Origin of the sequence: Micromonospora sp. NPDC002575 (assembly GCF_042889525.1) — a bacterium.
In the GTDB taxonomy this organism is placed as follows: Bacteria; Actinomycetota; Actinomycetes; order Mycobacteriales; family Micromonosporaceae; genus Micromonospora; species Micromonospora carbonacea.
The window spans coordinates 312,641-325,576 of record NZ_JBIARA010000007.1 but is presented as its reverse complement, the minus strand read 5'-3'; the positions used below and the strand labels follow the sequence as shown (position 1 = coordinate 325,576).

Annotated in this window: 10 protein-coding genes and 1 tRNA gene; 7 read left to right on the top strand and 4 right to left on the bottom strand. The window is 72.5% G+C overall.

Going from position 1 to position 12,936, the window contains the following annotated elements; translation table 11 throughout:
* Positions 1-91: 91 nt before the first annotated feature.
* Both gabT and ACFYWL_RS14255 read right to left on the bottom strand, forming a co-directional pair.
* Complete coding sequence (gabT, locus tag ACFYWL_RS14260) at positions 92-1,363, bottom strand: 4-aminobutyrate--2-oxoglutarate transaminase (protein WP_386972000.1); 1,272 nt, start codon at positions 1,361-1,363, stop codon at positions 92-94.
* Between the two features lie 3 nt (positions 1,364-1,366).
* The gene (locus tag ACFYWL_RS14255) at positions 1,367-2,803 is read right to left on the bottom strand and encodes a gamma-aminobutyraldehyde dehydrogenase (RefSeq protein ID WP_386971997.1); all 1,437 of its coding nucleotides are present in this window, start codon (positions 2,801-2,803) and stop codon (positions 1,367-1,369) included.
* A 161-nt stretch (positions 2,804-2,964) separates the two neighbouring features.
* Between ACFYWL_RS14255 and ACFYWL_RS14250 the strand changes: the two genes are divergently transcribed.
* Entirely contained in the window at positions 2,965-4,404 is a 1,440-nt protein-coding gene (locus ACFYWL_RS14250; RefSeq protein ID WP_386971994.1) for an aldehyde dehydrogenase family protein, read from the top strand.
* A gap of 30 nt (positions 4,405-4,434) precedes the next feature.
* Here ACFYWL_RS14250 and ACFYWL_RS14245 read toward each other — a convergent pair whose 3' ends face one another.
* The gene (locus ACFYWL_RS14245) at positions 4,435-5,664 is read right to left on the bottom strand and encodes an SUKH-3 domain-containing protein (RefSeq protein WP_386971991.1); all 1,230 of its coding nucleotides are present in this window, start codon (positions 5,662-5,664) and stop codon (positions 4,435-4,437) included.
* Positions 5,665-5,744: 80 nt separating this feature from the next.
* Here ACFYWL_RS14245 and ACFYWL_RS14240 point away from each other — a divergent pair, with 80 nt between their 5' ends.
* The 6 genes from ACFYWL_RS14240 to ACFYWL_RS14215 all read left to right on the top strand — a co-directional run bounded on the left by ACFYWL_RS14240 (position 5,745) and on the right by ACFYWL_RS14215 (position 11,409).
* The gene (locus ACFYWL_RS14240; protein ID WP_386971989.1) at positions 5,745-6,167 is read left to right on the top strand and encodes a YbaB/EbfC family nucleoid-associated protein; all 423 of its coding nucleotides are present in this window, start codon (positions 5,745-5,747) and stop codon (positions 6,165-6,167) included.
* Positions 6,164-6,508, top strand: a complete 345-nt coding sequence (locus ACFYWL_RS14235) for a hypothetical protein (RefSeq protein WP_386971987.1) — start codon at positions 6,164-6,166, stop codon at positions 6,506-6,508. The genes ACFYWL_RS14240 and ACFYWL_RS14235 overlap by 4 nt, the downstream gene beginning before the upstream one ends.
* A 16-nt stretch (positions 6,509-6,524) precedes the next feature.
* Positions 6,525-10,484, top strand: a complete 3,960-nt coding sequence (locus ACFYWL_RS14230) for a toxin glutamine deamidase domain-containing protein (protein WP_386971984.1) — start codon at positions 6,525-6,527, stop codon at positions 10,482-10,484.
* Positions 10,459-10,749 carry a hypothetical protein gene (locus ACFYWL_RS14225; protein WP_386971982.1) on the top strand — a complete coding sequence of 97 codons (291 nt, stop codon included), beginning with the start codon at positions 10,459-10,461 and terminating at the stop codon, positions 10,747-10,749. Before ACFYWL_RS14230 ends, ACFYWL_RS14225 begins: the two co-directional genes overlap by 26 nt.
* Before the next feature lie 111 nt (positions 10,750-10,860).
* Positions 10,861-11,142, top strand: a complete 282-nt coding sequence (locus ACFYWL_RS14220; RefSeq protein ID WP_386971980.1) for a hypothetical protein — start codon at positions 10,861-10,863, stop codon at positions 11,140-11,142.
* Positions 11,143-11,336: 194 nt separating this feature from the next.
* A tRNA-His gene (locus tag ACFYWL_RS14215) sits at positions 11,337-11,409 on the top strand.
* Positions 11,410-11,483: 74 nt separating this feature from the next.
* Here the strand turns inward: ACFYWL_RS14215 and ACFYWL_RS14210 are convergent.
* Complete coding sequence (locus ACFYWL_RS14210) at positions 11,484-12,779, bottom strand: Ig-like domain-containing protein (RefSeq protein WP_386971978.1); 1,296 nt, start codon at positions 12,777-12,779, stop codon at positions 11,484-11,486.
* Positions 12,780-12,936 lie beyond the last annotated feature (157 nt).

The window sequence follows — 12,936 nt, the reverse complement described above, 5'->3', positions numbered from 1 at the left end:
CGAGGCGACCTTCCCCACCAACGATCCTCCAACCAGCCCACCTACACGGTCAAGCCAGCCGGCATCTTGACAACCGATCCCCGATAGGGAATCAGCCGAAGGCGGCGTCGAGGATGTCCAGGCCCCGGGCCAGCTCCGCGTCGGAGATGACCAGCGGGGGCAGGAAGCGCAGCACGTTGCCGTACGTGCCGCAGGTCAGGGTGAGCAGGCCGGCGGCGTGGCAGGCCGCCGACACCGCCGCCGCGGCGGCCGGGTCCGGGACCAGGGCGCCCGGCTGCACCAGCTCCACGGCGAGCATCGCGCCCCGGCCGCGTACCTCGGCGATCCGCGCGTCGCGGGCGGCGATCGCGCGCAGCCGGTCGGCCAGCGTCGCGCCGATGCGGCGGGCGGCGGCGGCGAGATCCAGCTCGTGCATCGTCTCGATCGCCGCGAGCGCCGCCGCGCAGGCGATCGGGTTGCCGCCGTACGTGCCGCCGAGGCCGCCCACGTGCACCGCGTCCATCAGCTCGGCCCGGCCCGTCACGGCCGCCAGCGGCAGGCCGCCCGCGATCCCCTTGGCCAGGGTCACCAGGTCGGGCACGACGCCCTCGTGGTCGCAGGCGAACCAGTCGCCGGTGCGGCAGAACCCGGTCTGGATCTCGTCGGCGACGAAGACCACCCCGGCCGCCGTCGCCCACTCGCGCAGCGCCGGCAGGAACCCCTGCGCGGGTACGACGAAACCGCCCTCGCCCTGGATCGGCTCGATCAGCAGCGCCGCCACGTTCTCCGCCCCGACCTGCTTCTCCACCGTCTCGATGGCCCGCGCCGCCGCCTCGGCCCCGGACAGGCCCCCGTCGCGCAGCGGGTACGACATCGGCACCCGGTAGACCTCGCCGGCGAACGGCCCGAACCGGTGCTTGTACGGCATGTTCTTCGCCGTCAGCGCCATCGTCAGGTTGGTCCGCCCGTGGTACGCGTGGTCGAACACCACCACCGCCGGCCGGCCCGTGGCGTGCCGGGCGATCTTCACGGCGTTCTCCACCGCCTCCGCGCCCGAGTTGAACAGCGCCGAGCGCTTCTCGAAGCCGCCCGGGGTCAGCGCGTTGAGCTGCTCGCACACCGCAACGTACGACTCGTACGGCGCGACCATGAAGCAGGTGTGGGTGAACCGCTCGACCTGCTCGCGCACCGCCGCCACGACGCGCGGTGCGGAGTTGCCGACGTTGGTGACCGCGATGCCGGCGGCGAAGTCGATCCACTTTCGCCCGTCGACGTCGGTGATCGTGCCGCCGCCCGCCCGGTCCACGTACGCGCCGACGACGCTGCCGACGCCCCGGGCCACGGCCGCGCCCCGCCGCTTGTGCAGCTCCTCCGAGGACGGCAAGGCTCAGCCCTCGATGTTGTGCATGACGTGCTTGATCCGGGTGTAGTCCTCCAGGCTGTAGACCGACAGGTCCTTGCCGTGCCCGGAGTGCTTGAACCCGCCGTGCGGCATCTCCGAGACGAACGGGATGTGGGTGTTCACCCAGACGCAGCCGAAGTCGAGCCGGCGGGTCATCCGCATCGCCCGGCCGTGGTCGCGCGTCCACACCGACGCCGACAGGCCGTAGTCGACGCCGTTGGCCCAGCGCACCGCCTCGTCCTCGGCGGAGAAGCGCTGCACGGTGATGACCGGCCCGAACACCTCCTGCTGGATGATCTCGTCGGCCTGCCGGACGCCGGAGACGACGGTGGGGGAGTAGAAGAAGCCGCGCTCGCCGACCCGCGAACCGCCGGTCTGCACGCTCGCGTGGTCGGGCAGCCGGTCGACGAAGCCGCTGACCCGGGCGAGCTGGTTGGCGTTGTTCAGCGGCCCGTAGAGCACGTCGGCGTCGTCCGGCGCGCCGGTGCGCGTGTTGCGGGCCTGCTCGGCGAGCGCGGCCACGAAGTCGTCGTGGATGCCCGGGCCGGCCAGCACCCGCGTCGCCGCCGTGCAGTCCTGGCCGGCGTTGAAGTAGCCGCCCACGGCGATCGCCTCGGCCGCCGCCGCCACGTCCGCGTCGTCGAAGATCACCACCGGGGCCTTGCCGCCCAGCTCCAGGTGGGTCCGCTTGAGGTCCGGCGCGGCGGCGGAAGCGACCTCCATGCCCGCGCGGGTCGAGCCCGTGATCGACACGAGCTGCGGGGTCGGGTGCGACACGATGGTACGACCGGTGTCCCGGTCGCCGCAGACCACGTTGAACACGCCCGGCGGGAGGAACTCGGCGGCGATCTCGGCCAGCAGCAGCGTCGACACCGGCGTGGTGTCCGACGGCTTCAGTACCACCGTGTTGCCGGCGGCCAGGGCCGGGGCGATCTTCCACACCGCCATCATCAGCGGGTAGTTCCACGGGGTGACCTGGGCGCAGACGCCGATCGGCTCCCGCCGCACGTACGAGGTGTGGCCCGCCATGTACTCCCCGGCGGACCGGCCCTCCAGCAGCCGGGCCGCCCCGGCGAAGAACCGGAGCTGGTCGACCGCCGGCGGCAGCTCCTCCTCGGCGGTGAGCTGGCGGGGCTTGCCCGTGTTGCGCACCTCGGCGTCGACCAGCTCCGCCGCCCGCGCCTCCACGGCGTCGGCGAGCTTCAGCAGCGCCTTCTGCCGCTCGCCCGGGGTGGCGTCCCGCCACGTCTCGAACGCGGCGGAGGCCGCCCGCATGGCCGCGTCGACGTCCGCCGCGCCGGAGACCGGTGCCTGGGCGAAGACCTCGCCGGTGCACGGGTCGACCAGGTCGGCGTACCCGCCGTCGGAAGGATCGACGTACTCGCCGTTGACGAAGTTGCGCAGCTGCTGCTGGTCGCTCATCAGGTGTCTCCGAGGGATGCCGGGGATGCGGACAGCGGAGGTTATCGGAATCTGACTGCCATCTTCGCTACTGAATTCGCGGCAGACAAGGGCTTGAGCGACTGTTTCCGTGCGGCGGAGCTGTTCCCGCGCAGGCTGCGGGTCGGCTACCCTGCCGAGGTGTGGAGCCGAGAGCCTTCTTCGTCGCCGGCCGCCCCGCACACGGCGAGGGCGAGCTGACCGTCACCCACCCGTACGACGGTCGGGCGGTGGGGCGTACCACGCTCGCCACGCCCGACCAGGTCGAGGCCGCCGTCGCCGCGGCGGCCGGTGTGGCGGCGCAGGCCGCGGCCCTGCCCGCGCACGCCCGCGCGGCGGCCCTGGACCACGTCTCCCGGCGGCTGGCCGAACGGGCCGACGAGGTCGCCGACCTGATCACCGCCGAGAACGGCAAGCCGGTCAAGTGGGCGAGGGCCGAGGTGGGGCGGGCGGTGTCGACGTTCCGCTGGGCGGCCGAGGAGGCCCGGCGCTTCACCGGCGAGCTGCAACGCCTCGACACCGACCCGGCCGCCACCGGGCGGATCGCGCTGGTCCGCCGGGCGCCCAAGGGGCCCGTGCTGGGGATCACGCCGTTCAACTTCCCGCTCAACCTGGTCGCGCACAAGGTCGCCCCGGCCATCGCCGTCGGCGCGCCGATCGTCGTGAAGCCCGCCCCCGCCACCCCGCTGTCGGCGCTGCTGCTCGGCGAGCTCCTCGCCGAGACCGAGCTGCCCGCAGGCATGTTCTCGGTGCTGCCGCTGCCCAACGAGCGGGCCGCCGAGCTGGTCGCCGACCCCCGGCTGCCGGTGGTGTCGTTCACCGGCTCCGGGCCGGTCGGCGCGGCCATCCGCCGGGCCGCGCCCGACAAGCACGTCACCCTGGAGCTGGGCGGCAACGCGGCGGCGGTGATCTGCGAGGACTGGAACACCGACGAGGACCTCACCTTCGCCGCGCGGCGGATCGCCACCTTCTCCAACTACCAGGCCGGGCAGTCGTGCATCGCCGTGCAGCGGGTGTACGTGCACGAATGGCTCTACGACGCCTTCCTGCCGAGGCTGGTCGCCGCCGTGGAGGCGCTGCGCACCGGCGACCCGGCCGACCCGCTGACCGACGTCGGCCCCCTGGTGTCGGTCCAGGCCGCGCAGCGGGTCGAGGCGTGGGTCGACGAGGCGGCGGTGGCCGGGGCGACCATCGAGGTGGGCGGGCGGCGCGAGGGGGCCACCTACCCGCCGACCGTGCTCTCCGGCGTGCCGGCCGACGCGAAGGTGTGCGCCGAGGAGGTCTTCGGGCCGGTGCTCGTGGTCGCCCGGGTCGAGAGCGACGCCGCCGCGTTCGCCGCCGTCAACGACTCCGCGTACGGGTTGCAGGCCGGCGTGTTCACCCACCGCCTCGACGTCGCCTTCGCCGCCCACCGGGCCCTCGACGTCGGCGGGGTGATCGTCGGGGACGTGCCGTCGTACCGGGCCGACCAGATGCCGTACGGGGGCGTGAAGGGCAGCGGCGTCGGGCGGGAGGGCCTGCGCAGCGCCATGGACGACTACACCGACGCGCGGGTGCTCGTCCTCACCGGGGTGCAGTTGTAGCTTCGCCCGGCGTCATGCTCGGCGGCGGCGTCACCAGGTGCCGTCGTCGCGGACGCGGGCCGGGGCCCGGCCGAGCAGCAGGGTGGTCAGGGCGGCGTCGATGTCGTCGCCGAGGAACCACTCGCCGGCCTGGTCCAGCGCGAAGACCCGGCCCCGCTCGTCGACGGCGATGATGCTCTCCTGGTTTTCCGTGCCGAGGGGGAACAGCCGCACGCCGAGCACGGCGGCGAAGTCCGCGAGCGTGTCGGCGTTGTGGGCGACCAGGTGCGGCATGACGTCGAACCGCGAGATCCACACCTGCTGGCCGGGGCCGCGCCGAGACCCGATCAGGCCGGGGAACCGGGTGATGGCGTCCACCGCCGCGGGGAACGCGACGTGGGTGTGGTTGGCCCCGGCGACGGCCGTGACGTCCCGCACGGCGGCGGCGGCCATGATCTCGTCCCCGATGTGGGGGGCCCAGCCGGCGGCGACGAGGGCGTGCGCCACCTCGTCGGGGAAGCGGCCCGGCTCGGGCACCGGGACCGGTTCAGGCATCCGGGGCTGCCTGAACCCCAGGTCGGACCAGGGGAGCACGTTCATGTGCACCAGGAACCGCAGGCACGAGTCGCAGGGGCGGTCGCCCGGCCCGCCCGCCGGGTCACCCGGCTCGCGCACCCAGTACAGCTCGAACGGGCTGCCCGCGAAGAGGACCCGTGCCTCGTCGAGGGTCGCCGGGGCCCGCCCCTCGGCGGCGCGCCGGTAATCGTGTTCGTGCAGGACGTCCGACACGACGATCAGCTCGGCGTGCCGGTCCACCCCCCGGACCAGGTGGCCGGGCGGCTGCGCGTCCAGATATTCCCGGACGAGCCGGTGGTGCCGCAGCACCGCCTCGCCCTTGACGCCCCACGCGCGGTGCAGCCGGCCGCCCACGGTCAGGTGCGCGGCCGTGCCGGGGGCCGGCAGGCGAAGGATCTCGCGGAGCAACTGGCTCGCCGGGTCGACGGTGCGCGGCGCGGGCTGCGCCGGCCGGCTGCGCCGGTACATCTCCCGCACGGCGGGGAACGGCAGGCGCGGCCACGTCGAGACCTCGCCGGTCTCCTTGTCCACCACCGTGGTCGGCAGGTCGCCCGGGAGGACCGCGGCCGACGGGGTCACCGTCGACGTGATCAGGTAGCCGAGGTCGAACTCCTCGACCAGCGGGGCGCACTCGTGCCCGAGTCGCTGGGAGTCCCGGTGCGCCCAGACGGTGGCGAGCTGTTCGGCCTGCTGACGGTCGATCACCCACCCGAAGTTACCGGACCCCACGGAATCCGTGGCGCCCGGTATGGTCTGCCGTACCGAGAGTGACGGGGAGGTCGGCGTTGGCCGAGAGCGTGGACCGGGAGGCCAACCGGGCGCTGCGAGCCCGGTTCGACGAGGTGCACGGGCAATACCGCCAGCTCCGTTCCGGTTTGGACGAGCTGCGGTCCCGGCTGGCGGAGCTGCGCGTCACCGCGCGCTCCGACGACGGGCAGGTGACCGTGGTGGCCGGCGCCCGGGGCGACGTCGTCTCGGTGGAGCTCACCCCCGCCGCCCTCCACGGCCGCGACGCCGGGGCTCTGAGCCGCAAGATCACCTTGACGGTGCACCGCGCCACCGCCGCCGCGGTCGCCGCCACCCAGGAGCTGGTGGCGGGCTACCTGCCGGCCGGGTCCGGGGCGATGGAGTTCCTCCGCACCGGTGACTTCGACACCCTGCTGGGCCGGGCCGACGCCGTCATGCGGGGCGGGGAGCGACCGACGTGACCGACGGGCAGCTCTGGTTGGATCCGGGCCGGGCACGGCGCGGTGGGGCCGACCTGACCTCGGCCGGCGAGGCCGTCACCGACCGGCGGGCCCGGGTGGGGGGCCAGCTCGCGGCGGCCAGCGCCGCCCGCCCCTGGGGCCGCGACGACATCGGCGCGGCGTTCGAAAAGCAGTACCGGGGGTTCGAGGAGACGCTGCTGCGGGCCTGGACGGGCCTCGGGCGGGCGCTGGAGCACCTGGGCGAGGACGTCGTGCGCTCGGTGGACAACTCCGTGCGCACCGACGCGCACAACGCCGGCCGACTCGACCGGATCTCCGACCAGCGACCCGCCGGACGCTGACCACTCGGAGGCCCCCGTGACCCTGCTGCCGAGCCCGATCCCGCACCCGCTGGACTACGCGCCCTGGGAGCTGCCCGGCTGGGTCTACGAGGCGCTCGACTGGGTGATCGGGGTGGAGTGGCCGGAGGGCGACGAGAAGGCGGTCTGGGACCTGGCCGACCAGTGGTACGCCGTGGCCGAGGCCCTGGCCGGTCCGCGCGCCGACGCGGTCGCCGCCGCCGGGGAGGTCCGCAGCGGGTACGGCGGGGTCGGGGCGGTCGCGGCGGCGTTCGACGCGGCCTGGCAGCGGGTGGCCGAGGGCGACGAGGCCCCGCTGCCGGTGCTGCTGGCGGTCAGCGGTGACCTCGGCCGGCTCGTCGAGGAGTGCGGTTGCGACATCGAGGGCGCCAAGCTCGAAGTCTGGATCGAGCTGGGCATCCTCGTCGTGGAGTTGCTCTCCCTCGCGGTCGCGGCCGTGCTCACCGCCGGCGCCGCCTCGCCCGCCGCCGGCGCCGCGATCGCCGCCAGCCGCTTCGTCGTGCAGCAGATCTTCAAGAAGCTGCTGGCCCAACTCGCCCGCAAGACCCTCAAGCAGGGCCTGAAGGAGGCCGGCGAGCGCGCCGCCAAGCGGGTGGCCGAGGGCGGCATGCGCGGCCTCGCCCGCAAGGCGGCGCGCGGTGGGCTGGAGGAGGCGGCCGAGGAGTCCGGGGTCACGCTCGCCACGCAGGCGTACCAGAACTCGACCGGCCGCCGGCGCGGCCTGGACCTGACCGACGCGGGGATGTCCGCGCTCGGCGGCCTGGCGGGCGGTGCCGCGGTGCCGCTGGCCGGCCTCGGGCGGCACGCGACCGGGCGGGTGGCCCGGGCCGGCGAGCACTTCGGCCGGGAGATGACCGGCGAGGTGATCGCCGACCAGGCGGCCAACCTCGCCACCGGGCAGGGCCTGGTGTCGCTGGAGGACGCGGCGCGGGCCGCCGCGTCCGGGGCCACCGGGTCGACCACCGCGCAGACCGACACGGCGCTGCACCACCGCCTCGACGGCCGGATGGCCGCTCTCGCCGGGGCGTCCTTCGCCCCGCCGGACCTCGGCGCGCTCGCCCCGGCCCTGACCGACGCGCCGTTCGCCCCGGCCCCGACCGATGACGCCCCCGGCGCGGGCCCGGAGCCTCCCGCCGTCCCGCTCCCGCGCGACGGGGCGGGGCCCGGCCCCGTCGCCCCGGCCCCGGCCGAGGCTGCCGGCGACGGGCTGCGCACGCCCCACCCGCCGGCCGCGTCCGCGACGCCCGAGTCGCCACTCGTCGACGCCCACGCCGCCGGCCCGAACGGCGGCGGCCACCCCGGCCACGGGTCGACCGCGTTGGCGCAGGCGCCGACGGAGCCGGCGCCGCAGTCGCCGGCCACGTCCGGCGCGACCGACGGGCCGGCGGCCCCCCGCGCAGCGGTCAGCCCGACGCTGTCCTCGGTCGCTCCGGCCGAGCCCACGCAGCTCGACGCTCGGGGAGCCGGGCCGCTGCCCCCGTCCGTCGCCGCCCCTGTCGCCCCCGTCGCCGACGGCGTCGCGCCGCACGCCGTCGGCGGGCCCGGGGCCCCGACGGCACCCCACCTGCCGGCCCCGGCGAGCGGCACCGTCGCGCCGCCCCCGGTGACGACGCCGACGACCGGCGCGGGCACGGTGGGCACGGCCAGGCCGGCGAGCCCCGGATCCGACGACCCGCTCCCGCTCCCGCCGCCCCGCTTTCCGCTGCTGCACTCGCTGGATCCGCGGTCGCGGTCCGCCGACCGTCCCGTCCCTCCGCCGCGCAGGTCGCCCGAGTGGCAGGCCCGGCAGCGGGCCGAACGCGAAGCGTACGACCGGCGTCGCTACCAGGCCCGCTTCCACCAGCAGCGCGCCCTGCACGAGGACAACCGGCGACATGACGACTCTCGGGAGCTACGTTCCCGCTACGAGTTCTTCCAGCGGCGCGCCAGCGAGTACGCCGCCTACGCGCTCGACCTGAAGCAACGCGGGCAGGGCTACCTCGCGACGTCGTGGCACCGGATGGCGGTGACGGACGAGCGGGCCGCCTACGAGTCGCGGGAGCTGGCCGAGGCGGTGCTCGCCGGCACGGCCACGCCGCAGTTCGTCGAGGTCAGCGACCCCCTCGACTTCTACTCGATCAACACGGACGATCCGTCGCTCGTCGTCGGGGAGGTGGAGATTGACGGCCCCTCGGCGCTGACCGGGGACGGCCACCCGCCGCCGATCGACCGGTCCCGCCGGTACGGGCAGTGGGGCGGGCTGCGGCCCCCGTTGGCGCTGCACCAGTCCGACCTCGAACGCGCGATGCCCCGCGACGCCGGCGGGCGGGTCCTGCGCACCGCCGACCCCCGCCGGGGCGGCTGGTTCCGGCTCGCCAACGACGGCGGGCCGGCCGCCGACCCGACCCGGGGCATCAACTGCCTGGACTGCACCCTGTCCCTGTACGAGACGTGGATGCACGGCCGCCCCCGGGTCTCCGCGCCCCGCACCTTCGACGCGTACGCCGCAGGAGACATCAGCCGGCCGCTCGGCGGCGAACTCGGCGGCCCGGGGCGGGTCGAGGACGCCACCGGCGGGCGCTTCCAGAAGCTCGTCGACCCCGACGACGGCACTCCGGCCGACGACAGGTGGAGCGTCGTCAACCGGGGGTTCGGCGGCATCGAGAGGCAGCTCCGCGCCGGAGGGCATGGCAGCTACGCGTTCCTCATCACCACGTACGAGGGCGGCGGGTCGCACGCCTGGGTGGCGCTGAACCAGAACGGCGGCGTGCTCTACCTGGATCCGCAGAGCGGCACCGTGTCCGACATGCCGATCTACACGCACAGCGGGCTGCCGGCCCCGCACAACGTGACCGGCATCGACGCCCTGGTCCTCGGGCCGGACGGGCGTCCCATGCCGTTCGCCGGGGTCGGGCCGGGGCAGTTCAGCCAGCGCGCCGAAGTGACGGAGCAGTGGCAACGGCCGCAGCCGGAGGACCGGTCACGGCAGTGGCGGCCCGGTCCCGACGACCCGACGGACGACGAACTGTACGTCAACCGGATGCACCTGCTCGAAGGCCCCGGCTCAGACTTCGTGGGCATCGAGCCGGAAGGCATGCCTCGGGCAGATGGGGAAGACTCCTCGTCGCAGGCTCCTGTCGCGAGCGGTGTCGCACGAACCAGCCCTCAGGAGAGGCAGGTCCTACGCGGACTGCGTGAGCAGGCGCTGGCAGAAGCGGACCACATCGAGGCCACGCTTAGAACCGTGGGTCGACAGGTGACGGAGGCGCTCGGACTTCAGGAACTAGTTGGTCTACGCGATGTCGCGTTTCGCATCAAGAGCTTCGAGTCGCTTGAGCGCAAGTTTCTAGACCAGGCAGCCATCGTCGGTGGGTCGGTGGACGGGTTCGCTGCCGGCGTCAACGATGTGCTTCGGTTCTCGTTCTCCATGCCCGAGGGTGAGTATTACAAGCCGGCGCTGGAAGCGATCCTGTCAACGTTGACGAGCCTCGGCTTTGACGTCGACGATGACTCTTGCAAGAATTTCTGGCAGTCTGGGAACAGGTTCTACGGGTTCAACTGCACCGTGCACTCCCCGTCCGGCCAGGTGTTCGAGGTGCAGTTGCACACCAACCTCTCCAGGGATGCCTGGCTGCGAACTCACCAGGCATACGAGGTGTTGCGTCGGGAGTCCGAGCCCAGTTTCCGTCGTCTGCCCGCCTTCCTCGAAATGCTTCGAGTCAACCGCGTATCAGGGTTGGCCGACGCTGTTCCGGATGGCCTCTGGGTCAGGTTCCCTGCAAAGGATGCCACGTTCGCCAAGTGGATTTCTTCTCACCGCTTCGTCTGGCGAGACTATCTTGAATGGCTGCGTTCGCGAGGTGAGTCGTTTCGGGACGTTGTTGCCGGGTTTGGCCTCACGGCAGACGATTTCCCTGTCTCTGAGCACCTGATCGACCGTCTGGAGCGCAAAGATGTTGACATACTACGTGATCTATAGGGATGAAGACGAGGGCGATCCGGCGGGGATCTTCATCGTGGATCCGCTCAAGGGTCGAGCGTTGGTCTGGAACCATCGCCTCGAGGGGTGGTCCTATGATCCCGGGCTCGCTTTCCGATTCCTTGAGGATTATCGGAACGTCGATCGTTACCGAGAGGTTGACGAGTCTCGAGCGCGGCAGGTGGCGCTTGCTGTGACAGGCGCCGAAATGCCGGGCGAGAGTGAGGTGGCGACGATCTTCCAGGGACACAAATCGAGTGAGTAGGTGAGAGGCGTGGCAGGTGAGGGGTTCTCCGGGTCTTGTTCTTCCGTCCTACAATATCTACTACTCAGCCCCGGTGAAGATCGTAGAAACGCCTGACGGTGGCATCCGGGTGTGGCGGCGATCGGTGGAGAGGTTTTCACTCGTTCTGTCGATGAGTTTGTGCAGGACGTCGAGCGCTATCGCGGTCACTACCTGTCTGGTGAGGGGCCGATTTTCGCGCTGTACGAAACCGTAAAGGCAATAATCAACGTAGAGGCGCGGGAAGGTCGTTATCTAACGGGCCGGGAGGCAGCCCTGGTGCGGAGCATCAGGCGGCGGACGTTCGTCATGTTCGAGGAGCAGTTGCAGCGGGAGGGTGACCCCGAGGCGGACCCGACGATCGCCGTCCCGTAGCTGCCCGGCGACGGTGCTCAGGCGTGCTCGGGGAGACCTGGTGCAAAACGGCCCCTCCAGGGGCCGCTTCCCGCCAAGATCTCCCGTCGACACGTCGAGGGCGGGGCGGCGGGGAACCCGGTGGACGTGGGCGGCGGGGGTGAGGCTATTATTAGTCCCGCACGCCGCCCGGTCCTGCCGGAGCGGAGCGCATGGTGGCTGTAGCTCAGTTGGCAGAGCACCGGGTTGTGGTCCCGGTTGTCGTGGGTTCAATTCCCATCAGTCACCCTCAGCACGAAGGCCCCCTCCGCTCGGAGGGGGCCTTCGTCGTTGCCGTCCGGGGCCGGAGCCCCGGGGCCGGGTCAGGCGGTCGGCTCCGCGTTCGGTGACTCGGTCGCGTCGCCGGGAGCCTTCTCGGCGTCCGGCGAGGCGGCGGCGTCCGGGTCGTACGGGAGGGCGCTACCCTTGACGTACTCGTCCCAGCTCATGTTCCAGTCGGTCCAGCCGTTGCCGTTGGCCAGCTTGCGTTCGGTGCCCTTGACGGTGATCGGGTCGCCGACGCGGGTGTTGTCGAACAGCCAGGCGCCGTTCTTCATCGAGACGTTGACGCAGCCGTGCGAGACGTTGACGCTGCCCTGCTGGCCCTCGGACCAGGGCGCGGCGTGGATGAACTCGCCGCCCCAGGTGAGGCGCTGCGCATAGTCGATCTTCGTGCGGTAGCCGTCCTCGGGGCCCAGCTCCTCGAAGGTGTCGAAGACGGTCTTGCGCAGCTTCTCGATGACCACCATCGTGCCGCTGGACGACGGCGTGCTCTTCTTGCCGAGGCTGACGGGGATGGTCTTGATCACCTTGCCGTCCTTGGTGACGGTCATCCGCTTCGTCTTGTTGTCGACCGTCATGATCACCGCCGGGCCGGTCTTGATGTCGACCGTCAGGTCCGCCCGGCCGTACCAGCCGTCGCCGAGGGGGAGGCCGCCGGCCTGCACCCGGTACGAGATGGTGCTGCCGGCCTTCCAGAACTCCTTCGGCCGGTACCGGATCTCGGTGGGGCTGACCCAGTGCCAGATGCCCTCCTGGGCCGGCGTGGACGTCACCGTCATCCGCCGCTGGACGTCGTCCCGGTAGTCCTCCGGGATGGCCCGGCTGAACTTCACGATCAGCGGCATGCCGACGCCGACGACCTGGTCGTCGCCGAGGAAACTGCTGACGCGGACCTGCTTGCCGGGCTTGGCCATCGTGGTGAAGGTGCTGGTCGCCTGCGCCGGCTTGCCGTCGTCCCCGGTCGCCGTGACGGTGGCCGTGTAGGTCTCGCCGTACTTCAGGGCGGCCTTGGGCAGCCAACTCCTGCCGTCGGCGGCGAGCGTGCCCTTGACGGGCGCGCCGGCCGAGTCCTTCAGCTCGACCGTGGCCTCCTTCGCCTCCTTCGTGGTGAAGGTGATGCCGGTGGACGCCGGCACGTCCTTCGCGTCGGCCGCGGGCTCGGTGATGGTCGCCGCGGCCTTGGGCGCGCTCTCGCCGCCGCCCTGCCAGGACGACGGCTTGCCCCCCTCGCCGTCGGTGCAGGCGCTGGTGAGCGCCAACACGGCGGCGAGCAGCCCCGCCGCGAAGACGCGGCGTCGACCACCGCGCCGGGTCAGCTGGTCCTGGGTTGCGCGCATGATTCCCTCACTGTCGTGGTGCCCCGGTTGCCCATCGTCTCTCACTGACGCACGGAAACGGATACCCGTTGCCGGGGGTGAAGAGAAACACCCGAACCATGATGACTGAATCTGGCGAAAAGCCGCACTTGGCGAGCGATGTTCGCACATGACGAGG

Coding starts and splice junctions, on each gene's coding strand:
- ACFYWL_RS14255 (WP_386971997.1), bottom strand. CDS start 2,803: ATGAGCGACCAGCAGCAGCTGCGCAACTTCGTCAACGGCGAGTACGTC.
- ACFYWL_RS14225 (WP_386971982.1), top strand. CDS start 10,459: ATGTTGACATACTACGTGATCTATAGGGATGAAGACGAGGGCGATCCG.
- ACFYWL_RS14210 (WP_386971978.1), bottom strand. CDS start 12,779: ATGCGCGCAACCCAGGACCAGCTGACCCGGCGCGGTGGTCGACGCCGC.